Origin of the sequence: Pseudomonas sp. NPDC007930 (genome assembly GCF_042958985.1) — a bacterium.
Taxonomy (GTDB): domain Bacteria; phylum Pseudomonadota; class Gammaproteobacteria; order Pseudomonadales; family Pseudomonadaceae; genus Aquipseudomonas.
In genome coordinates this window covers 24,419-44,707 of the sequence record NZ_JBIBKC010000027.1, presented here as the reverse complement: position 1 = coordinate 44,707, position 20,289 = coordinate 24,419, and the positions used below count along the sequence as shown (strand labels likewise).

The following is a 20,289-nucleotide window of genomic DNA, read 5'->3' as shown; positions in this document are numbered from 1 at the left end:
TGGGATCGAATTTTCTGTACTTCTTGGTCATGAAAAGCTCCTCGATAGGGTCATTTTCACCTATCGAGGTGTCCGGGGTTAGTAGACCACTACAAACGGCTGGATAACGCTACCCCACGCACCGCCACCCCACGAATTGACAGCCCCCAAAACCCGCTTTTACTCCACGCAACGGCAGTCCTTCACTTGGCCCACGCATACCCGCAGGTGCCGCCGATGACCCATCACTACCCGATCATCTACATCCGCGGTTTTGCCATGCGGGCCAGCGAGCGTGATGAAACCGCGGCCGATCCCTTTTGTGGCTTCAACGTGGGCTCCACGGTTTACCGAGCGGTCGAGAGCCGCAATAAGTTGGCCGACAAAATGGTATTCGAGTCGCCCGTGGTGCGGCTGATGAGCGAATTCCAGTACCAGCATGTGTACCAGAACGGCTTCGACATCATGGACGGCGACTGGCAGCCCGCCCGGGATGAAAACGGCAACGTTATCCCGGGTATCGCGCCGGCGTCGATCATCATCCTGCGCTATTACGACGACGGCTCTGATCTGTTGGGTGACGGCCGATCGCGTAACGTTCTGGAATATGCGCAGAAGCTCAACGAGGTGATACTGACCGTACGCCAACGCGTTGCCGAGTATCTGCACAATGGCCAACAGGTAATGCCCGAGGCTGACTTCAAGTGCTACCTGGTGGCGCACTCCATGGGTGGCCTGGTGGCCAGGGCCTTTCTTCAGGGGGCACCGCTTGGGCTGCCCCATGCTTATACCGAAGCACGCGCGACCGTCGACAAGTTCTTCACTTTCGCCACACCGCACAATGGCATCGATATGCTGGGCATGAACGTGCCTTACTGGTTTACAGCTGCCCAGGCCAACACCTTCAACCGCAACTATATGCGCGACTACCTGAACCTTGGCAACCTGTCCCCAGCCTTTAACGGCCGCGTAGATCTGATCCCCAGCAGTGCCTTTCCGATCAACCGGGTTTTCTGCATGGTCGGCAGTAATCGTGGTGACTACGAAGTATTAAAAGGCGCCGTGCGTGCCTTTGTCGGCCATGGCAGCGATGGCCTGGTGCGCATCGACAATGCCTCGCTCTGGGGCGTGCAAACCGACCCACACGGTGCGCTGGTTGAAGGTAGCCAGCAGCCGGCCGCCACCGCTTATGCCTATCGGTCCCACTCGGGTTATTTCGGTATCGTTAACTCGGAGGAAGGTTATCAAAACCTCACCCGGTTCCTGTTTGGTGATGTACGGGTTGATGTTTACCTTGAAGTCAGCAGTGTCTCGTTACCGCAAGAAGTGCAAGACGCGGTGGATGACGGCCGCACCTTGGAAGCGGGCTATCAGTTCGAGTTTCGCGCGGCGCCCAAAGGCAAGCGTTGGTTTCTCACCCGCCGCCAATCGGTCGAAGACTCCCCTGCCTGCCGCTCACATGAGGAGCTGACCCAGCCAGGGCATGGGCCTTGTACGGTCTACCTTTCCAGCGTGTTCCTGGCAAAGCGGGCGAAGGTCGACAAATCGCCGGCGTTGTCTTATGCCATGGCCTTCGCCGCCAAGGTGCCTGATTACGTGATCGAGCGGCGTTTCTGGATGGATGGCCATTTCGAGGGGGCCGATCTGTTCCGCGGAACGGCAATCGTTGAACTCACGCCGCCCGCGGACGCAGCCTCCACCAGCCCTTGGCATGTGAAACTGTGGTGGCTCAACGCAAACATCGACGCTGTTGAGGCCCAAGTACTGTTTAGCGCGAACACGCCCTCCTTCGACATTCGCCTGCCGTTCGACCAGCCTGACCGCCCTGGTATTTCCGGCTGCCTTCGCTTGACGGTACAACCCTGGGCATAACCCCCTCTGCCCAAAGGAGTGCCGGACCATGAAGCGAACCTTTCCACTGCTGATCAATGCCCCACCCGGAAAGCAACCACCATGCCCCTACCCTCCTACCCCACCCCACTCCCCCGGCACCCGCCGGCCCACCCACTGCGTCAACCGCTCATGCGCATACCCCAACTGCAACACCGCCAGGTCCGCCTGCGGCCGCCCGATAATCTGCATCCCCAACGGCAACCCCTGGGCGCCAAACCCCACCGGCACGCTCAACGCTGGCAACCCGGCCAAGGTGGGCCCGATCACCACTTCCATCCAGCGGTGGTAGGTGTCCATCGCCCGCCCGGCGATGCGCTTGGGCCAGGCGCTGCTGGCGTCGAACGGAAACACCTGGGCGGTCGGCAGCAGCAGGTAATCGAAGCGCTCGAACAACTTCAGCAGCGCCCGGTACCAGTCGCTGCGCGCCTTGCTGGCCTGGTACACCTGGGCGGCGGTCAGGCCCAGGCCGCCTTCGACTTCCCACTGCGCCTCAGGCTTGAGCTGGGCGCGCTGCGCCGGGTCGGCATAGAGGGCGCCGAGGCTGCCCTGCACCAGCCAGTGGCGCAGCACGCGCCAGCAGTCCCACAGGGCATCCATGGGGTAATCCGGCTGGCAGGCTTCTACCTCGCAGCCGAGTTGGCGAAAGTCGCCCAGGGCGGCTTCACAGCCGCTGATAATCCCCGGCTCCATGGCCAGGTAGCCGTTGTAATCGCCCAGCCAGCCCAGGCGTACCCCGGTGAAGTCCCGCGCCAGCGGTTGGCCGAGGTAGGCTGGGTCTTCGTTGAGTGCCAACGGCGCGCGCGGGTCGTAGCCGGCCTGGGTTTGCAACAGCCGGGCGAGGTCAACGACGCTGCGGCCCATCGGGCCCTCGGTGGCCAGTTGCTGGGCGAACAATTCCGCCGCCGGGCCGTAAGGCACGCGGCCTTGGGATGGGCGAAAGCCAAACACGTTGTTGAAGCCTGCCGGGTTGCGCAGCGAGCCCATCATGTCGCTGCCGTCTGCCACCGGCAGCATGCGCAGCGCCAGGGCTACCGCGGCGCCGCCGCTGCTGCCGCCGGCGCTCAGGTGTGGGGCGTAGGCGTTGCCGGTGGTGCCGTAGACCCTGTTGTAGGTGTGTGAGCCGAGGCCGAACTCCGGCACGTTGCTGCGGCCGATCACGATCGCGCCACTGGCCCTGACCCGGCCCACACTGATGGCGTCATGCGGGCTGGCCTGGCCACTGAACAGTGGCGAGCCCTGGCTGGTGACGTGCCCGGCGGTGGCGGCCAGGTCTTTGATCGCCTGCGGCATGCCGTGCATCCAGCCGCGGGAATGGCCGCGGGCGAGTTCCTGGTCGTACTGCTGGGCCTGGGCCAGCAGCGCTTCGCCAGGCAACAGGCCGACCAGGGCGTTCACCGCCGGGTTGCAGCGTTCGATATGCGCGAGGTAGGCCTGCATCACTTCTGTACAGGCGTAATCCCGGGCGTGGATCGCCCGGGACAGTTCCAGGGCGCCGAGGGCAACGATTTCAGTGGTTGTGCTCATTGCGGTTACACCATCAAGGGGGCGGCGGCTTTTTTCGGTACGTAGGGGTCACGCATGCAGAGTATCGACAACAGCGCGAGGGCGCAGGCGCCCAGTACGTAGAACGCCGGCGCCACGGGGGTTTGCAGCACCTTGGTGAGCCAGGTGGCGATCAACGGCGCGAAGCCGCCGAACAGCATCGCCGCCATGTTGTAGCCCACGGCCACGCCGGTGGAGCGCACTTCGATCGGGAACTGCTCGGCCAGGGTGGTCGGCGACGGCCCGAAAATCCCGCCAATGGCGCTGCACAGCAGCAATTGCATGATCAACAAGCGCTCGATCGAGGGCGCCGCGGCGACCCAGGCGAACAGCGGGTAGACCATCACGCTGAACAACAGGGTAAAGCCCAGCAGCACCGGGCGCCGGCCGAGGTGGTCCGACAGCGCGCCGGCCAGCGGGATCACCAGCGCCATCACCGCCACGGCGAGCATCTGCACGCTGAGCACGGCGTCCAGGGGCAGGCCCAGTTGCTTGTGGGCGAACTGCGGCATGTTTACCAGCACCACGTAGAACGCCACGGTGCCGACACTGGTCAGCCCCAGGCAGGTAAGGATGCCCCGCCGCTGCTCACGCACCACCTGCCACAGGCTGGGCTTGGGCCCGGCCTGGCGGTTGAGTGCCTCAACGAACGCTTCGGGCTCGTCCATGTAGCGGCGGATCCACAGGCCCACCGGGCCGATCAGCAAGCCGACCACGAACGGGATGCGCCAGCCCCAGGCCTGCAGGCGGTCGCTGCCGAGCAGGTAGGTCACCAACGCGACCATGCCGGCGCCGGCGAACACCGCCAGGCACTGCCCCACCAACTGCCAGGAGCCATACAGGCCCTTTTGCTCGGCCGGTGCGCTCTCTACCAGGAAGGCGGTGGCGCTGGCGTATTCGCCGCCGGTGGCAAAGCCCTGAAGCATGCGCGCCACCACGATCAACAACGGCGCGCCAACGCCAATGGCGGCATACGGCGGCGCGAAGCTGATCATCGCGATCGCCACGCTCATCAGCGCGATGATCAACTGCATCGCCGCCTTGCGGCCTTTGTGATCGGCATACAGGCCGAGCAGCACACCGCCGACCGGGCGCATGAAAAAGCCCACGCCAAAGGTGGCCAGGGCCATCAGCAGCGAGCTGTAGTCGTCCGCGCCGGGGAAGAACTGCGCGGCGATGATGCTCGCCAGAAAGCCGTACACGATGAAGTCATACCACTCCAGTGCGTTGCCGATCACCGCGGCAGTCACCTGGCGCAGGCGTGAGGTATTTGAGGTCGTCATGAACAATCCCTGCGGTTCAAAATGGGGGGCGGCAGCAGGCAAAAGGCCCAGCAAAACCCACTACAACAACCGGGCCAATGCGCTGAGAAAACGCTCGGCCTCTTCGCGCCGCAAACACAGCGGTGGGCGGATTTTCAACACGCTCGAGGCCGGCCCGGCGGCGCCGATCAAAAAGCCTTCGTCACGCAAAGCGTTGACCAGCCCGCGCGCGCGCAGGGTGTCGGGCTGGCCACTGGCATCGACGATGTCAACGCCAATGAACAACCCCGCCCCACGCACCGTGCCCAACGCCGGCGCCAGGCTTTGCAGGCCGGCCTTGAGCAGGGCGCCCACGCGCTCGGCGTTGGCCATCAACCCCTCCTCTTCGATCACCTCCAGCACCGCCAGGCCCACCGCGGCGGAGACCGGGTTGCCGCCAAAGGTGTTGAAGTACGCCGCCTGGCTGGCGAAGCGCTGGAGGATATCCGGCTTGACCGCCAACCCCGCCATGGGGTGGCCGTTGCCCATCGGCTTGCCGAGGGTGACCAGGTCCGGCACCAGGCCATGCCGCTGGAAGCCCCAGAAGTGGCTGCCGGTGCGGCCGAAGCCGGGTTGCACTTCATCGGCGATGAACACCGCGCCGGCGGCGCGTACCGCCGCCACCGCTTCGGCGAGAAACCCCGCAGGGTCGGCGAACACGCCGTCGCTGGTGAACAGCGTGTCGACCAGCAGCGCCGCCGGCTTGATGCCATGGCGCTGCATGTCGGCCAGCGCCTTGCGCACCTCGGCGGCGAACTGCCGGCCCACCGCCTGGGGCGACCCCGGCAGGTGCCGCGGCGCCGGGACCACCCGGGCGTCGCGGGCCACGGGTACATAGCTGCCCATCGACGGCGACAACGCCGCAATCGCCTGGGTGATGCCGTGGTAGGCGTACTCGGTGACGATCACCCCACTGCCGCCGGTGTAGTCGCAGGCGATGCGCAGGGCCAGGTCGTTGGCCTCGCTGCCGGTGCAGGTGAACATCGCGTGGCCCAGCTCGGCGGGCATGCTGGCCAGCAGGCGCTCGGCGTAGTCCAGCACGTTGTCGTGCAGGTAGCGGGTGTGCACGTTCAATTGCCCGGCCTGCGCGGCCAGCGCGGCGACCACCTTGGGGTGGCAATGGCCCACGGACTGCACGTTGTTGTACAGGTCCAGGTAGCGCTTGCCCGCGTGGTCGGTGACCGTCGCCCCGCTGCCCTGCACCAGGTGCAGCGGTTGGTCGTAGAACAGCTGGTAGGCCGGGCCCAGCAAGCGCGCGCGGCGCTCGACGCGCTGGCGTTGATCAGCGCCGAGGCTGGCGGCCTGCTGCTGATCGAAGGCATTGACTTTCAACATCGTGGTTTCTCCAAGGGATGCCGCCATAGTGGGCCGCCTGCCGCCCGCGCACTTGACCCTGGGCCACAACTGTTGCGCCGCAGGATCAAATCCGCCGGCGCCGGGCCAGGCGTTGTGCTCGCCGGTCAAGTGGTTGCCACCCGCCGTCAAGCCAGCCCCGCGCGGTGCTGGGCATCCTCGGCTCACGTACTTCAACACGCACAACGAGAGCTCCCGAGATGAACGCCGCCCCGCAACCCCTTCAGCCTGACTCACTGGCACTCGCCGCGCTGGCCGCTTACCTGCCCGCGCACCAAGGCCGCCCGCGCCTGCTGTGCCTGTCGGAGAACGCCACCTATGCGGTCGAGGCTGGCCACGGCCAGCGCTTCGTACTGCGCATCCACCGCCCCGGCTACCACAGCCGCGCCGCCATCGCCAGCGAACTGGCCTGGCTGGCGGCGTTGCACGGCAGCGGTATCGAAGTGCCGCGGCCGCTTGCCGGCGCGGACGGCGACTGCATCCAGCGCGCCAGCTTGCCGGGGCATGCCGCGCACTGGGTGGTGCTGTTCGAGTGGATCGATGGCGCCGAGCCGCACCCGCAACAGAACCTGCTGGCGTCGTTCGAACGCCTTGGCGCGATCAACGCCCGGTTGCACCGCCATGCCCGTGGCTGGCAGCGCCCAGCCGGCTTCGAACGGCTGCGCTGGGACCACGCCAGCATGCTCGGCGCCCATGGCCATTGGGGCGATTGGCGCCAGGCGCCGCATGTGCAGCCCGGCCAGTGGGCGCTGGTCGAGCACACGGTTGCGGCAATCGGCGAACAGTTAGCCGGCTACGGCCAGGGCGCCGAGCGCTTCGGTTTGATCCACGCAGACCTACGCCTGGCCAACCTGTTGGTCGACGGCGCGCACACCCGGGTGATCGACTTCGACGACTGCGGCTTTGGCTGGTACCTGCATGACCTCGCCTCGGCGCTGAGCTTCCATGAACACCATGCCGACGCCCCCCGCTGGGTGGCCAGTTGGCTCGAGGGCTACAGCCGCACGGCCAGCCTCAGCCAGCAAGACCTGGCCATCCTGCCCACGCTGATCCTGCAACGCCGCCTGCAACTGCTGGCCTGGACCGGCAGCCACGCCAACACCGCCACCGCCCGGCAACTGGGGCCCGAGTGGGTGGCTGGCACCCTGGGCCTGTGCCAGCGTTACCTGGCCGACCCAGCGCGCTGGCACCCTGGCTTGTGAGTGGCTGGGGCGCCCGCGCCCGGCCCAACCCGCGTGCGCCGTCCACCCCCGGCGCACCAGAAGGGTTCAAACACCGGCCCCGCAAGCCCCTCGCCAGGCCAAAAACGCCCCGGCACGCTCCTTGCGTCTTCCGCGGTAGCCACACCTTTCCCGCGCCAGGAGACGCCATGCACCCTACCCCCGCCCGGCGGCCCGCCGCAGCCACCCCCGCCATCGGCGTGCTCAGTTCCGCCGCCACCGGCCTGGTGGACTTCATCCATGACCAGGGCGGCGACGCCGACCGCATCCTCGGCCGCGCCGGGCTTGACCCAGAGGCCCTGCAACACCCGACCTGGAGCCTGAGCCTGGGCCAGTACTGCGCGGTGTTCGAGGAGGCCGCCGGGCAAACCCAGAACGACAACTTCGGCCTGCGTTATGGCGCCCAGTTCAAACCCGACGGCCTGGGCATGCTCGGTTACATCGGCCTGTGCTCGGCCACCCTGGGCGACGCCCTGCGCAATGTGGTGGCGATGTTCCCCATCCACCAGCAAGGCAGCCTGCTGCGCCTGGAGGAACAAGGGCCCTGGTGCCGGCTCGACTACCAGGTGCAGCACGGCGCGATCGTGCGCAAGCGCCAGGACGCCGAGCTGTCGCTGGGGATGTTCACCAACCTGATGCGCCATGCCCTTGGGCAGAAGTGGGCGCCCGAGCGCGTGCACTTCGAGCACCCTCGCCCGCTGGCCTGGCATGAGCACTGCAAAGTGTTCGACGCGCCGGTGTTTTTCGACCAGCCGCGTAATTCGCTGATCTTCCGCCGCGCCCTGCTCAACCAACCCATGCCCGGCCGCGACAGCCGCCTGTTGACCCTGGTGATGGAAAGCATGCGCCTGCTGGCCCAACCCGCCCGCGAGCAAGACGGCAACAGCATCGTGTGCCAGGTGCAAACCCAGATTCGCAGCCAACTGGCCGACGGCGAGCCGAACCTCGAGCGGGTTTGCCACGCCCTCGAGCTGACCAGCTGGACCCTGCAACGGCGGCTCGGCGATGACGGCCTGACCTTCACCCAACTGGTCGACAGCACCCGCCGCGAGCTGGCCGAGTACTACCTGAGCCAGGCCAACCTGCCGATCTCCGACCTCGCCCTGCGCCTGGGGTACTCCGAGGCCAGTGCGTTTTCCCGGGCGTTCCGGCGTTGGTATGGGGTCAGCCCGAAACAGTGGCGGGGTAGCCATTGAGGTCGCAGCCGGCGATCTAGCGCTATTCCAAAACGGTATTTAACCCAAGGTTTTCATGCCTTTAACGTTCCGCGCCCTCACCTCACCCCGCGGAACGTGCCTTCATGCCTCGCATCGACATCCTTACCCCGCAACAGGTCGCCCCGGCCACTGCCGGCACCCTCGAACGCCTGCTGCAGGATTACGGCCCCTATGCCAGCCTGCTCGGCGCGGTGGCCCACCGGCCACCGGCGCTGGAACATCTTTTTGCTTACCTGGTGCAGTCGCGGCGCGACGCGCTGATCAGCCCGCGACACCTGGAGATCGCCCTGCTCACGGCGTCCAAGGCCCATGCCTGCCACTATTGCATCGTGCTGCACACGCCCAAGCTGGCGGCCCATGGCATCAGCCAGGCAGCGATCGACCACCTGCTCGACGACCAGGTACCCGGCCTGGACGCCCACGACCTGTTGGTGCGTGACTACGCGCGGCTGGTCACCCTCACCCCCGAGCGCATCCCCGACGAGGTGCACCGGCGCCTGCGCGAGGTCTATAGCCAGGCGCAGATCGTCGAGCTGACCTTGCGCATCGCCCTGTGCAGCTTCTTCAAGCGCTTCAACGAAGCACTGGAAGTGCCCGATGAAGACACCGTCGCGTTCGAGCTGCCCAAGGCCGAGGCACCATGAGCGCAGCGCTCAGCATCGCCGGCCTGAGCAAGGCGTTCAGCCATGGCGGCCAGGCACTGCCCGTGCTCGACGGCATCGACCTGCACGTGCAAGCCGGTGAGTTCGTCAGCATCATCGGGCCCTCGGGCTGCGGTAAGTCGACGTTGTTCAACATCCTTAGCGGCCTGCTGCCCCATGACCGCGGCAGCATCCAGCTCGATGGCCAACCGGTGCAACACCTGCGCGGGCGCGTCGGCTATATGCTCCAACGCGACCTGCTGATGCCCTGGCGCAGCGTGCTCGACAACGTGCTGGTGGGCCTGGAGCTGCGCAAGGTGCCACGCGCCGAGGCGGTAGAGCGGGCCCGCGCCTACCTGAGTGCCTTTGGCCTGCTGCCGTTTCAGGACCACTACCCCAAGCAGCTGTCTGGCGGCATGCGCCAGCGTGTGGCGCTGGCCCGTACGCTATTGCCCAACCCAGACATCCTGCTGCTCGACGAGCCGTTTTCCGCGCTGGACTACCAAACCCGCCTGTACCTCGAGGCGATGCTGGTCGACACCGCCAGCCGCGAAGGCAAAACGGTGATCCTGGTCACCCACGACATCGACGAAGCCATTGCCCTGTCGCAGCGAATCTACGTGCTCAGTGCCCGCCCCGGGCGGGTGAAGAGCGAGCAGCGCATCGAGCTGAGCAGCCGTTCGCCCTTGCAGGCCCGCCATGACCCACGCTTTGCCGGCTACTTCGACCTGTTGTGCCGTGAGCTCGACATCCAGACCGCGTCCCCCCTGGCAGGTGCCCAATGACTGCTCACCCTTCCCACGCCCCCCGCGCGCTGCCCGTGCGGCTGGTGCAATTGTTGATACTCGGCGCGGCGCTCGGGCTCTGGGAAGCCGGCGCGCGGGCTGGCTACCTCTCGGCGTTCCTGTTCGGCTCGCCCAGCGGCGCCTGGGCCGCGGCCTGGCACCTGGCGCAATCCGGCGAGCTCTGGGAGCACGCCGGCTACACCCTGTGGGCGTCGATCGTCGGCTTTGTCGCCGGCACCCTGCTGGGCACCCTCCCCGGCTTGCTGCTGTGGTACTCGCCCTACGTGGCGCGGGTGATCGAGCCGTTTCTGGTGGCGATCAACAGCGTGCCGAAAATCGCCTTCGCGCCGCTGGTGATCCTCTGGTTCGGCACCGGGCTGGTGTCGAAGATCGCCTTGTCGATCTCGCTGACCGCCATCGTTGCCTTGCTGGCCGCGTTCCAGGCCGCCAAAGACACCGACCCGGACCTGCAAAAAATGCTGGTGTCGCTCGGTGCCGGCAAATGGCAGGTGTTCAGCAAAGTAGTGGTGCCCTCGGCCCTGCCCTACGTGATCGGTACCTTTCGCATCAACATCGGCTTTGCCCTGGTCGGCACCGTCGTCGGTGAGTTCATTTCGTCGAGCTACGGCATCGGCCACATCATCTTCGTGGCCTCTTCGCTGTACGACCTCAATACCGTCTGGGTCGGCATCTTCGCCCTGATGGCGCTGGGCTTTGTGCTCTACGCCGGCGTTGAACTGGCCGAACGCACCCTGCTGCGCTGGAAAGACCAAACCTACGCCCCTCACTTCACCCTCTAGGATTCCCCATGAAGCGTTCCCTTCCGGCCCGGCTCGCCAGCCTGGCGTTGTTGTCGTCGTTGTCTGCCGCGGCGCTGGCCGATACCCCCGTGGTGGTGTCGGCGGCATTCAAATCGGTGTTCTACCTGCCGGTGTATTTCGCCCAGGAGCAGGGTTACTTCAAAGACCAGGGCCTGGACGTGCGCATCGACGTGGCGTCGTCCTCGACCAACGCCCTGGCCGCGGTGATCGCCCACAGCGCGGATTTTTCCCTGCATGGCCCGGAATGGACCGCCATCGCCGTGGGCCGTGGCGCACCGGTGAAAGTGGTCGGCGGTACCCTGAACCGCCTCGGCGTGTGGCTGACCTGCAAGGCCGACCTGCCCTACAGCGGCTTCAACAGCCTGGCCGGCAAAACCGTGGCCACCGGCGCAATGCCGACCACCAGCACCTCGGCGTTCCTCAAGCTGGCCAAGCAGGCCGGGCTTGAGCCCAAGCGTGACCTGAACATCCTCGAGGTACCGCTGGGCAACGAGATCGGCCCACTTGCCTCCGGCCAGGCCGATTGCGCGGTGCTCTATGAACCCGGCGCCTCCCAGGCCGAAGCCCAGGGCTACAAGGTGGTCGCGGCGTTCTCCAAGGAAATCGGCCCGTACACCTTCTCGGCGATCACCACCCGCAAAGACATCGACCCGGCCGTGGCCAAGCACTTTGTCAGCGGTATTGACCACGCCCTCAAGGCGATCCGGCAGAACCCCCAAGCCGCGGTGGCCAGCGGCCTGAAGCTGTTCCCCTCGCTGGACCCCACCGTGGTCCGCAGCGCGGTGCAGCGGCTGATCGACGACGGCGTGTTCGCCGGCTCGGTGGCGATCGCCCCGCAAGCCTTGCACGATGCGCTGCAAACCCAGGTAGAGCTGGGCAACCTGGCGGCGATCCCCGAAGGCAGCAGCTGGCTCGATTTGAATTGGGCTGACCAGCAGCAGGGCGTGAAGTACTGATGCTTGTGCTTTGCCGGTGGCAAGCCTTTTTTGCTGAGTAATGTTTCATAATGTTAGCGCGCATGGTAAATAGTCAGCATCTGCGCTAACAGCGCCTTGCGAGCCCGCCCCACATGATGATCACGCCGTTCAAGTGGGCGCGCCGCGCAGGCGTGAGCTGTGTTGTGCTGTGCCTGGCCGGCTGCGCCGCCATGGACGCCGGCATGACCCAGCTCGTCGAAGCCAACCAGACCCCAGAAAACATGGGCATCAGCACCGCGAGCTATCGCGGGATGGACTGCGCATCGCTGAAGATGTACGCCGACGGCCTGCGCGCCGATCAGCCCAGGCAAACCCCGGCGATTGCCAAGAGTTTCGGCTGGCGCATCGATGCGATGGAGCAGGTTCGCCGCGAGCAAGGCTGCGACCGGCCCGGCAACGGCGCTGCCCCGGCCTATGTGCTGCCAGCGATGTATGGCATCTGTTGGCAACTGAGCGGGCGCGGCGACAGTTACCTGTCGAGCATCTTTCAGTACAGCGCCTGGGGTACCGAGCGCGATGCTCCGGAAAAAGCCCAGTTCAGCGCGTTTCTCAAGCGCACCTATGGCATTGCCGCGCCACAGGTAAGCTGTGAAGTGGAAGACTCCTTGGCCAAGGCGCAGGCGCGCCGAGAGCACGTTCGCAGCATTGGCCAGTTCAACCTGAGCATCAAGACCATCGAGGTGGCCTGGGCTCCGACCCCGGTGGCGGCCGGCGCGGCCCGGGTAGCGCCGGCGGTGGTGGCGCCTGCGCAAGGTACCACGGCGCCCACACAAAACACCGCACCTGCCGATGCCGGCGTTCTCGACGTGCCCGCGCTGGGTGCTTCGTTCAGCGACCTGGCGCCCAGCACGGCAAAAGTGCTCGGCCTGCCCACGGCACAGCGCGGCGTGATGGTCGTGCGCAGCCTGGCCACCAATGGCCTCAAGCCGCTGGATGTGATCGTTGAAATCGCCGGCCGCCCGGTGGCCAGCGCCAGCGAACTGAAAAACACCGCCGAACGCATGCGCGCCGGTTACACCGCGACCGTGCGCCTGTGGCGTGAACATGCCTTCCGCGACCTGCCGCTGACCGTGGCCGCGCCCTCCGCACCCTCCCCTTGATGGCTGCCCTGCCGGCCCTGGAGTGAACCACCATGCTGGATAAATACCGCACTTTGGGCTGCCGGCTGGCCCTGGCCGCCGCACTGCTTGGGTTGCACGGCTGCGCCGACCCGATTGACCTGATGATGTACGGCCTGCAGGCGGCGAGCGACACCACGCCGGCCACGGAGGTGGCTTATCCGGTCGATTCGGCAAGCCTGGCCCAGTACCAGAACGCTGGCTGTGATCAGTTGCAACAGTTTTACCAGGTGTACCAAAAACCTGACTACGTGGTGACCATGGCCAACCACTCGGCGGCCATCGTCAACATCGCCAGGCAAAAGGGCTGCCCCAGCCTCAACGGCACGCCGGCAAGCCCAGCGCCTGCGGCCATTGCCGCCGCGGCGCCATCGGCGCCCGCCACCGTGGTCGCGCCGCCCTCGGCCGATCGTGGCTTTGGCATCGAGGTCGAAACCCTGAGCAGCACCATGGCCACCGCCGTGGGCCTTTCACCGGCGCAGGGGGTACTGGTGATCGCCGCGCCCAAAGGCGGCGCAGGTGACAAAGGCGGCCTGAAGGCCCTGGACGTCATCACCGAAGTATCCGGGCAGGCCGTAACCGACACCGCCAGCCTGCAGGCAGTGGTTGGCAGCATGCGCACGGGCTACAAAGCCACCGTGCGGGTGTGGCGTGCCCATGCGTTCAAAGACCTGACCGTGGTGGTCAGCGCCGAGCGCGCCGCGGTGGCGGCCACGGCGCCTGCTCCCGCTTCTGCCCCTGCACCGGCTGCGGTGAGCGCTGATAGCCACGGCTGGCTGGGGCTCAACTTAGAGGAAGAAGACGCGCCGCTTCCACCCCCATTGGCGCGCGACCTGGGTATGCCCGCCGCCCAAGGGGTACTGGTCATGGGCGTGTCTGCCCACGGCGCTGCCGAGCAAGCCAAGATGCAAGCGGGCGACATTGTGCAGTCGGTAGACGGCCAGGCCTTCAACAGCCCTACGGCATTGCGCGCATACCTGGGCACGCAGCCCGGGGGTAAAACCCTGCAAGTGGTGGTGTGGCGCAACCATCGGGCCCTGGCCCTCAGCCCTGTGCTCACGGCCAACCCGCCAGCCGTTGTGCCGATCTCACAGAACTATGAGGTGTACTGCTATGTGATGGTGATGGGTGACGGTGTCAACCCGCAAGGCTACGTGCGCTGGTTGAGCAAAGTTTTCCCGGTGCCAGCCGCCACTCGCAATACGGCATACGAAATGGGTAACGTCGTGGCCGAGCAATTCAAGCAGTACTTGCTGGCGCAGGGCGTAAGCCCGGCCTCGGTCACCAAAAGCTACGGCATTTGCGCCAACGGTACTTACAACGCGTTCCAGAGTTGGAAAGCCGAACTGGCCGCACGCAAGCTCCCAGCGTTTACCCAATCCGGCGGCTATGGCGTGACCTTGCTCTGGGAACCTTAGCCGCCATTGGCAGGCTTCGAGCCACCCCGCGGGGGCCCTACACCACCACCAAGCGCCCCCGCACCCACCAAGCCAGCAACACCAACCCACCCCCCAGGCAGCCAATCAACGCCAGCCCGCCCTGGTCGATCAATGCCCCGCCGGCCACCGCCCCGAGCATGATCCCCAGGTTGATCGCGGTCACGTTGAAGGCCCCCACCAACTGCGCGTTGGCCCCGGCCCGGCGCAGCACATCGATGCCGGTGAGCAGCCCCGCCGCCGCGTGGCAGGCGCCGGCGGCGATGATCACCACCGGCAACAGCCAGGCCTGGGTGCCGAACACCGACAGCGCCGCCAGCGCCGCCGCCAATACCAGCAGCAGGCGCTTGAACAGCAGGTGCAGTGGGTCTGGAACGCGCTTGGCGATCAGCAGGTTGCCGGCAATGTCGGCCAGGCCGTACAACGCCAGCAGCGGGGTCACGTACAGCGCCGGCAGGGCTGTGTACTGGATCAAAAAGGTGGCCAGGTAACTGAACACCGCCATGATCCCGCCAAACACCAACAGGTAGCTGAGCAGCGCCAGCAGAACGTCCCGCTGGCACACCGCGGCCAAACGCGCGGCCAGGGTGGAATGCGCGGGCTCGCTCGCGCCGGCGGGCACCCGCACCCAGCGCAGCACCATCGCCAGCGCCACCGCGCTGAGCACGGCCATCAACACCAGCGCCGCTTCCCAGTGCCAGAGGTCGCTGACCAGCTTGCCCAGCGGCACCCCCACCACCGAAGCCACCGACACGCCAATCAGCACCCGCGACACCGCCAGGCTGCGCACCTCCGGGCTGGCCATGGCCGCCGCGGCCAACGCCGCGTTGGTCCAGAACACCGCCACCCCTACCCCGCCCAGCGCCCGGCCGATCAGCAACAAGGTGAAATCACTGGTGAGCGCGCACAGGCTGTTGCCCAGCAGCAAGGCCACGCAGGCGGCGATCAACAGCGTGCGCAGGCTCACCCGGTGGGTGAAGGCGGCGATCAGCGGCGCGCTGGCGCCCATGCCCAGGGCAAACGCGGTGACCAGCCAGCCGGCCTGGCCAATGCTGATGCCCAGGGCCGTGGCGATCTGCGGCAGCAGCCCGGCCACGATGAACTCCGACGAAAGCATCACGAAGGCGGTGAAGGTCAGTACGTACACCTTCGGGTTGAGTGAATGGGCCATGGGCGGCGGGCGTCCCTCTGCAAAATTCGATAGCCGGCCATGATAGGGCGCTGAGCGCCGCGGTGCATCTGTACCGGTTTGAACACGGCACGCGGCGCCGGGGTCCAGGGCGGCGTCTTATACTCAAGCCCACCTTCACTCAACGGAGCAGCGCATGAACAACACGCACAAAATCGCCGTGATCCCTGGAGACGGCATCGGCAAGGAAGTGATGCCCGAAGGCGTGCGGGTGATCGAGGCCGCCGCGCGCAAGCACGGCGTGCAACTGCAATGGGACTGGTTCGACTTCGCCAGCGCCGACTACTGGCTGGCCCACGGCAAGATGATGCCCGATGACTGGTTCGCCACCCTCAAGGGCTACGATGCGATCTTCTTCGGCGCGGTGGGCTGGCCGGAGGTGGTGCCCGACCACGTCTCGCTGTGGCAATCGCTGCTGCAGTTTCGCCGGGAGTTCGACCAGTACGTGAACCTGCGCCCCTGCCGGCTGATGCCCGGGGTGAAGGCGCCGCTGGCCGGGCGCGTACCGGGCGACATCGACTTCTGGGTGGTGCGCGAGAACACCGAGGGCGAATACTCGAGCGTGGGTGGGCGGATGTTCCCCGGCACCGCCCGCGAGGTGGTGATCCAGGAAACCGTGATGACCCGCGTCGGCGTCGACCGCATTCTCAAGTTCGCCTACGAACTGGCCCAGAGCCGGCCGAAAAAACACCTGACCTCGGCGACCAAGTCCAACGGCATCGCCATCACCATGCCCTACTGGGACGAGCGCGTGGCCGCCATGCACGCCGAGTACCCCGAGGTGAAGGTCGACAAGTACCACATCGACATCCTCACCGCGAACTTCGTGCTGCACCCGGACTGGTTCGACGTGGTGGTGGCCAGCAACCTGTTCGGCGACATCCTCTCCGACCTCGGCCCGGCCTGCACCGGCACCATCGGCATCGCGCCGTCGGCCAACATCAACCCGGAGCGCAACTTCCCCAGCCTGTTCGAACCGGTGCACGGCTCGGCGCCAGACATCGCCGGCCAGGGCATCGCCAACCCGATCGGGCAGATCTGGTGCGGGGCGATGATGCTCGACCACCTCGGCCACCCCGAAGCCGGCGCCGACGTGCTGCGCGCCATCGAGGCGGTGCTGGCCCTGGGGCCGGAACAGGCACCGCTGACCCGCGACATCGGCGGCAGCGGCAGCACCGAAGCGCTCGGCGCGGCGATCGCCCAGGCGCTGCAATGACCTGATGAGCGCTGATTTCTTCAGGTGGTTTTACTGAGCGTATGGCCTTCAGGGCCCTTCGCCCGGCACAGCCGGAGTGCCGGACCACGGCCTCCCACCAGATTTGTGTAAGTACTTGATTTACTGGGCAACACACACCCCGTGGGAGGCCGGCTGTGCCGGGCGAAGGGCCCTGAAGCTCATGCCCAAAATCAGCAGCGATTACCGATTGATTCCCGCCCTGACTCTGTGCACGCCCGCGCGCGCCTGCACCCTTTGCGCCCATTTTGCCCTTGCGCCAGTACCCCGCCCAGCCCCCCTGCCACGGCCCGCCGCGCCGAAGTAATGCCACCTCGCCGCCGCTAGAGGGCGGTTGTTTTTTAACCGGTTTTTTATCCAGTGGCACTGGCACTACTTTTTCCGATGCTGGAAAAGCGGGCTAAAAAGCCCATTGCAGAGCCATCAACTGGCACGCCCTTCGCAAATACACAAGTGTATTCACTTGCTAATGCACTCACCCAGGAGATGGCCGATGTCGATTCAGCGCTTCAATACCAATGCCCGCATGAGCCAGATGGTGATCCACAACGGCGTGGTTTATCTGGCCGGCCAGGTGGCCAGCGACACCCACGCCACCCCTGCCGGGCAGACCGCGCAGATCCTCGAGAAGATCGACGGCCTGCTGGCTGAGGCGGGCTGCGACAAAACCCACCTGCTCAGCGCCACGATCTGGCTGGCCGACCACCAGGACTTCGCCGCCATGAACGAGGTCTGGGATGCCTGGGTGCCGGAAGGTCACGCCCCAGCACGGGCCTGTGTCGAGTCGGCCCTGGCGTTCCCACCGTACACCGTCGAGATCGCGGTGATCGCGGCCCTCTGAGGCCCAGGAGGCAGCATGACCACCACTATCGTGCTCGGCGCCGGGGTGATCGGCATCACCAGCGCCTACTACCTGGCCCAGAGCGGCCGCCAGGTCACGGTGATCGACCGGCAGCCGGAGCCGGCACTGGAAACCAGTTTCGCCAACGCCGGGTTGATCGCCCCCGGGCATTCCTACACCTGGGCCTCGCCACGGGCGCCGGGCATCCTGCTGCGCTCGCTGTACCAGGAAGGCCAAGCGCTGCGCCTGAAGCTGCGCGCCGACCCACAAATGTGGACCTGGGCGGCGAAGTTCCTGGCCAACTGCACCGCCGTGCAGTCGCGGCTGAACACCTCACGCAAACTCGTGCTGTGCCGCTATTCCCAGGCGCAGTTGCAGGGGCTGACCGAGGCCGAGGGGCTGCGCTACGACCGCCTCAGCCATGGCTTGCTGTATCTGTATCGCGATGCCGCCTCGTTCGCCCGTGGTACCGCCAACATGCAGGTGTTAGCCGACGGCGGCATGCCAATGGAAGTGATCGACGCGGCCCGCGCCGTGGCCCTGGAGCCCGCCCTGGCCCAGGCGCGCCAGCACATCGCCGGGGGCATCTACTGCCCTACCGACGAAAGCGGTGACGCGCGGCTGTTTACCCACGACCTCACCGAGCGTTGCAAACGCCTGGGCGTGCGCTTCGAGTTCGGCAACCCGATCACCCGCCTGGAGGCCAGCGCCGGCGCGATCAGCGCCGTGCACACCGAGCACGGGCCGCGCCAGGCCAACGAATACGTGCTCGCACTGGGCAGCTATGCGCCGCTGCTGGCCCGGCCCTTGGGCTACCGGCTGCCGGTGTACCCGGTCAAGGGCTACTCGGTGACCTTCCCCGCCGGCCCCGGCTACAACCCGCCGCGGTTGGGCGGGGTGGACGAAAACAACCTGGTCGCCTACGCCCGCTTTGGCGAGCGCCTGCGCTTTACCGCCACCGCGGAGTTCACCGGCTACCACACCGAGCACAGCCCGGCGGACTTTGCCCACATGCTCGCCGCCGGCCGCGAGTTGTTCCCCGAAGGCGCCGATTACACCCAGCCGAACTTCTGGGCCGGGCTGCGCCCGATGACCCCGGAAGGCACGCCGATCATTGGCCCCAGCCAGCACCGCAACCTGTACCTGAACATCGGCCATGGCCACATGGGCTGGACCATGGCCTGCGGCTCGGCGCGGATCCTCACCGACCTGATGAGCCAGCGCACACCTGACATCGACCTTACCGGGATGACCTTGGCATGAGCAGCGCACCGGCAGCACCCTTCGAACACTTCGGCTTTGCCATGGACGCCGGCATCGCCGCCCGCGCGCGGATCGGCCTGGTGGTGTTGGCCACCGACCATACCCTAGAGCATGAGTGGCGCCAGTTGCTCACCCAGCCGGGCGTGGCCTTCTATGAAAGCCGCCTGTACAACGCCGCCGAGATCGCCCCGGCCACGCTCGCCGCCATGGAGAAAGACATCCGCCCGGCGGTCGACCTGATCCTGCCCGGTATCGCCCTGCAGGTGGTCGCCTTCGGCTGCACCTCCGGGACCTTGGTGATCGGTGAGCAGAACGTGTTCGCACGGATTCGCGAGGCGCGCCCCGGGGTGGCCTGCACCACCCCGTTGACCGCCGCCATGGCAGCCCTCAAGGCCCTCGGCGCAAAACGTATCGCCCTGCTGACCCCCTACGTGGAAAGCATCAACCGGCTGTTCGCCGAGCACATCGAAGGCGCCGGGGTCGGCGTCAGCCGCATCGGCAGTTTCAACCATGCCGACGACAACGACGTCGCCCGCATCGATGCCGGCTCACTGCACAGCGCCGCGCTCGCCCTTGGCCGGCATGAAGACGTCGATGCGGTGTTCGTCTCGTGCACCAGCCTGCGCATGGTCAGTTTGATCCCGGTGCTGGAGCGCGAGCTAGGCAAGCCGGTGATTTCCAGCAACTACGCCATGGCCTGGCATGCACTGCGCCTGGCCGGCATCGATGAACCGCAAGCGCAACTGGGGAGCCTGTTCGCCCAATGAGCCCGACCGAGAAACCCACCACCGGCACCAAGCGCGCCGGGCAGACCGTGAACGACGTGTACCGCCACCTGCGCGAGATGGTCATCCTGTTCCAGATCCGCCCTGAGGAACGGGTGAACGAAAGCGAGCTGGCCCTCACCCTGGGGGTCAGCCGCACGCCCCTGCGCGAAGCGCTGCACCGGCTGGTGGCGGAAAACATGCTGACCATGGTGCCCAACCGCGGCTTCTATGGGCGCAAGCTACAGCGCCAAGAGGTGTTCGACCTCTACGAACTGCGCGCCGCGCTGGAGCGCTCGGCAATCGCCCTGGCACTGCACCGCGCCAGCGACCAGGCGATCGCCGCGCTGCGCCAGGCCTGGACCGAGGTGATGGCCCACACCGCGCACCTGAGTACCCTCGACCTGGTGCTGGAGGATGAAAAATTCCACGTCGAGCTGGCGCGGCTGTCGGGCAATCAGGAAATGGCCAACGCCCTGGAAGCGATCAACGCGCGCATTCGCTTCTTCCGCTGGATCGACCTCGAAGAACGCCGCGGCGCGCTGTACGACGACCACCTGCAGATCCTCGACGCCCTGCAACGGCGCGACGGCGCCGCCTGCGGCGCGCTGGTGCATGAACACATCTCGCAGAGGATGGAAGACATCGTTGCCTTCATTCAGGCAGGCGTGCTTCGCCTGTATGCCACGCACTGACCCTTATCACTGTGGAGACC

18 protein-coding genes are annotated in these 20,289 nt (G+C 66.4%); 14 read left to right on the top strand and 4 right to left on the bottom strand.

The features are described 5' to 3' along the window. Nucleotides 1-216 precede the first annotated feature (216 nt). Nucleotides 217-1,851 (top strand): hypothetical protein, encoded by a 1,635-nt coding sequence (locus ACFZCE_RS26205; protein ID WP_390943464.1) that lies wholly within the window; start codon nucleotides 217-219, stop codon nucleotides 1,849-1,851. A gap of 87 nt (nucleotides 1,852-1,938) precedes the next feature. Here ACFZCE_RS26205 and ACFZCE_RS26200 read toward each other — a convergent pair whose 3' ends face one another. The 3 genes from ACFZCE_RS26200 to ACFZCE_RS26190 are packed head-to-tail and all read right to left on the bottom strand — an operon-like array spanning nucleotide 1,939 to nucleotide 6,050. Further along, complete coding sequence (locus ACFZCE_RS26200) at nucleotides 1,939-3,396, bottom strand: amidase (protein WP_390943463.1); 1,458 nt, start codon at nucleotides 3,394-3,396, stop codon at nucleotides 1,939-1,941. 5 nt (nucleotides 3,397-3,401) lie between these two features. Beyond that, nucleotides 3,402-4,697 carry an MFS transporter gene (locus ACFZCE_RS26195; protein WP_390943462.1) on the bottom strand — a complete coding sequence of 432 codons (1,296 nt, stop codon included), beginning with the start codon at nucleotides 4,695-4,697 and terminating at the stop codon, nucleotides 3,402-3,404. 60 nt (nucleotides 4,698-4,757) lie between these two features. Further along, nucleotides 4,758-6,050 (bottom strand): aminotransferase class III-fold pyridoxal phosphate-dependent enzyme, encoded by a 1,293-nt coding sequence (locus tag ACFZCE_RS26190; protein WP_390943461.1) that lies wholly within the window; start codon nucleotides 6,048-6,050, stop codon nucleotides 4,758-4,760. A 218-nt stretch (nucleotides 6,051-6,268) separates the two neighbouring features. Here ACFZCE_RS26190 and ACFZCE_RS26185 point away from each other — a divergent pair, with 218 nt between their 5' ends. From ACFZCE_RS26185 to ACFZCE_RS26150, 8 genes are all read left to right on the top strand, one after another. Next, nucleotides 6,269-7,270 (top strand): phosphotransferase, encoded by a 1,002-nt coding sequence (locus ACFZCE_RS26185; RefSeq protein ID WP_390943460.1) that lies wholly within the window; start codon nucleotides 6,269-6,271, stop codon nucleotides 7,268-7,270. A gap of 167 nt (nucleotides 7,271-7,437) precedes the next feature. Continuing rightward, entirely contained in the window at nucleotides 7,438-8,484 is a 1,047-nt protein-coding gene (locus ACFZCE_RS26180) for an AraC family transcriptional regulator ligand-binding domain-containing protein (protein WP_390943459.1), read from the top strand. A 104-nt stretch (nucleotides 8,485-8,588) separates the two neighbouring features. Then, nucleotides 8,589-9,149, top strand: coding sequence for a carboxymuconolactone decarboxylase family protein (locus ACFZCE_RS26175; protein ID WP_390943458.1), 561 nt, complete (start codon nucleotides 8,589-8,591; stop codon nucleotides 9,147-9,149). Further along, a complete protein-coding gene (locus ACFZCE_RS26170) occupies nucleotides 9,146-9,931 on the top strand; it encodes an ATP-binding cassette domain-containing protein (protein WP_390943457.1) in 786 nt (261 codons plus the stop codon). The genes ACFZCE_RS26175 and ACFZCE_RS26170 overlap by 4 nt, the downstream gene beginning before the upstream one ends. Further along, nucleotides 9,928-10,731 (top strand): ABC transporter permease subunit, encoded by an 804-nt coding sequence (locus ACFZCE_RS26165; RefSeq protein WP_390943456.1) that lies wholly within the window; start codon nucleotides 9,928-9,930, stop codon nucleotides 10,729-10,731. The genes ACFZCE_RS26170 and ACFZCE_RS26165 overlap by 4 nt, the downstream gene beginning before the upstream one ends. An 8-nt stretch (nucleotides 10,732-10,739) precedes the next feature. Beyond that, complete coding sequence (locus ACFZCE_RS26160) at nucleotides 10,740-11,708, top strand: ABC transporter substrate-binding protein (RefSeq protein ID WP_390943455.1); 969 nt, start codon at nucleotides 10,740-10,742, stop codon at nucleotides 11,706-11,708. A gap of 113 nt (nucleotides 11,709-11,821) precedes the next feature. Continuing rightward, nucleotides 11,822-12,829, top strand: coding sequence for a hypothetical protein (locus ACFZCE_RS26155; protein ID WP_390943454.1), 1,008 nt, complete (start codon nucleotides 11,822-11,824; stop codon nucleotides 12,827-12,829). Nucleotides 12,830-12,861: 32 nt separating this feature from the next. After that, nucleotides 12,862-14,265 carry a PDZ domain-containing protein gene (locus ACFZCE_RS26150; protein ID WP_390943453.1) on the top strand — a complete coding sequence of 468 codons (1,404 nt, stop codon included), beginning with the start codon at nucleotides 12,862-12,864 and terminating at the stop codon, nucleotides 14,263-14,265. Between the two features lie 37 nt (nucleotides 14,266-14,302). On the opposite strand, the gene ACFZCE_RS26145 is transcribed toward ACFZCE_RS26150, so the two are convergent. Further along, nucleotides 14,303-15,454 carry an MFS transporter gene (locus ACFZCE_RS26145; protein WP_390943452.1) on the bottom strand — a complete coding sequence of 384 codons (1,152 nt, stop codon included), beginning with the start codon at nucleotides 15,452-15,454 and terminating at the stop codon, nucleotides 14,303-14,305. A gap of 154 nt (nucleotides 15,455-15,608) precedes the next feature. Here ACFZCE_RS26145 and ACFZCE_RS26140 point away from each other — a divergent pair, with 154 nt between their 5' ends. The 5 genes from ACFZCE_RS26140 (at nucleotide 15,609) to ACFZCE_RS26120 (ending at nucleotide 20,269) form a co-directional block, all read left to right on the top strand. Beyond that, complete coding sequence (locus ACFZCE_RS26140) at nucleotides 15,609-16,688, top strand: tartrate dehydrogenase (RefSeq protein WP_390943451.1); 1,080 nt, start codon at nucleotides 15,609-15,611, stop codon at nucleotides 16,686-16,688. A 511-nt stretch (nucleotides 16,689-17,199) separates the two neighbouring features. Further along, nucleotides 17,200-17,547, top strand: coding sequence for a Rid family hydrolase (locus ACFZCE_RS26135; protein ID WP_390943450.1), 348 nt, complete (start codon nucleotides 17,200-17,202; stop codon nucleotides 17,545-17,547). 15 nt (nucleotides 17,548-17,562) lie between these two features. Then, entirely contained in the window at nucleotides 17,563-18,810 is a 1,248-nt protein-coding gene (locus tag ACFZCE_RS26130) for a D-amino acid dehydrogenase (protein WP_390943449.1), read from the top strand. After that, complete coding sequence (locus tag ACFZCE_RS26125) at nucleotides 18,807-19,577, top strand: Asp/Glu racemase (RefSeq protein ID WP_390943448.1); 771 nt, start codon at nucleotides 18,807-18,809, stop codon at nucleotides 19,575-19,577. The genes ACFZCE_RS26130 and ACFZCE_RS26125 overlap by 4 nt, the downstream gene beginning before the upstream one ends. Then, nucleotides 19,574-20,269 (top strand): FCD domain-containing protein, encoded by a 696-nt coding sequence (locus ACFZCE_RS26120; protein WP_390943447.1) that lies wholly within the window; start codon nucleotides 19,574-19,576, stop codon nucleotides 20,267-20,269. Before ACFZCE_RS26125 ends, ACFZCE_RS26120 begins: the two co-directional genes overlap by 4 nt. Nucleotides 20,270-20,289: the final 20 nt, after the last annotated feature.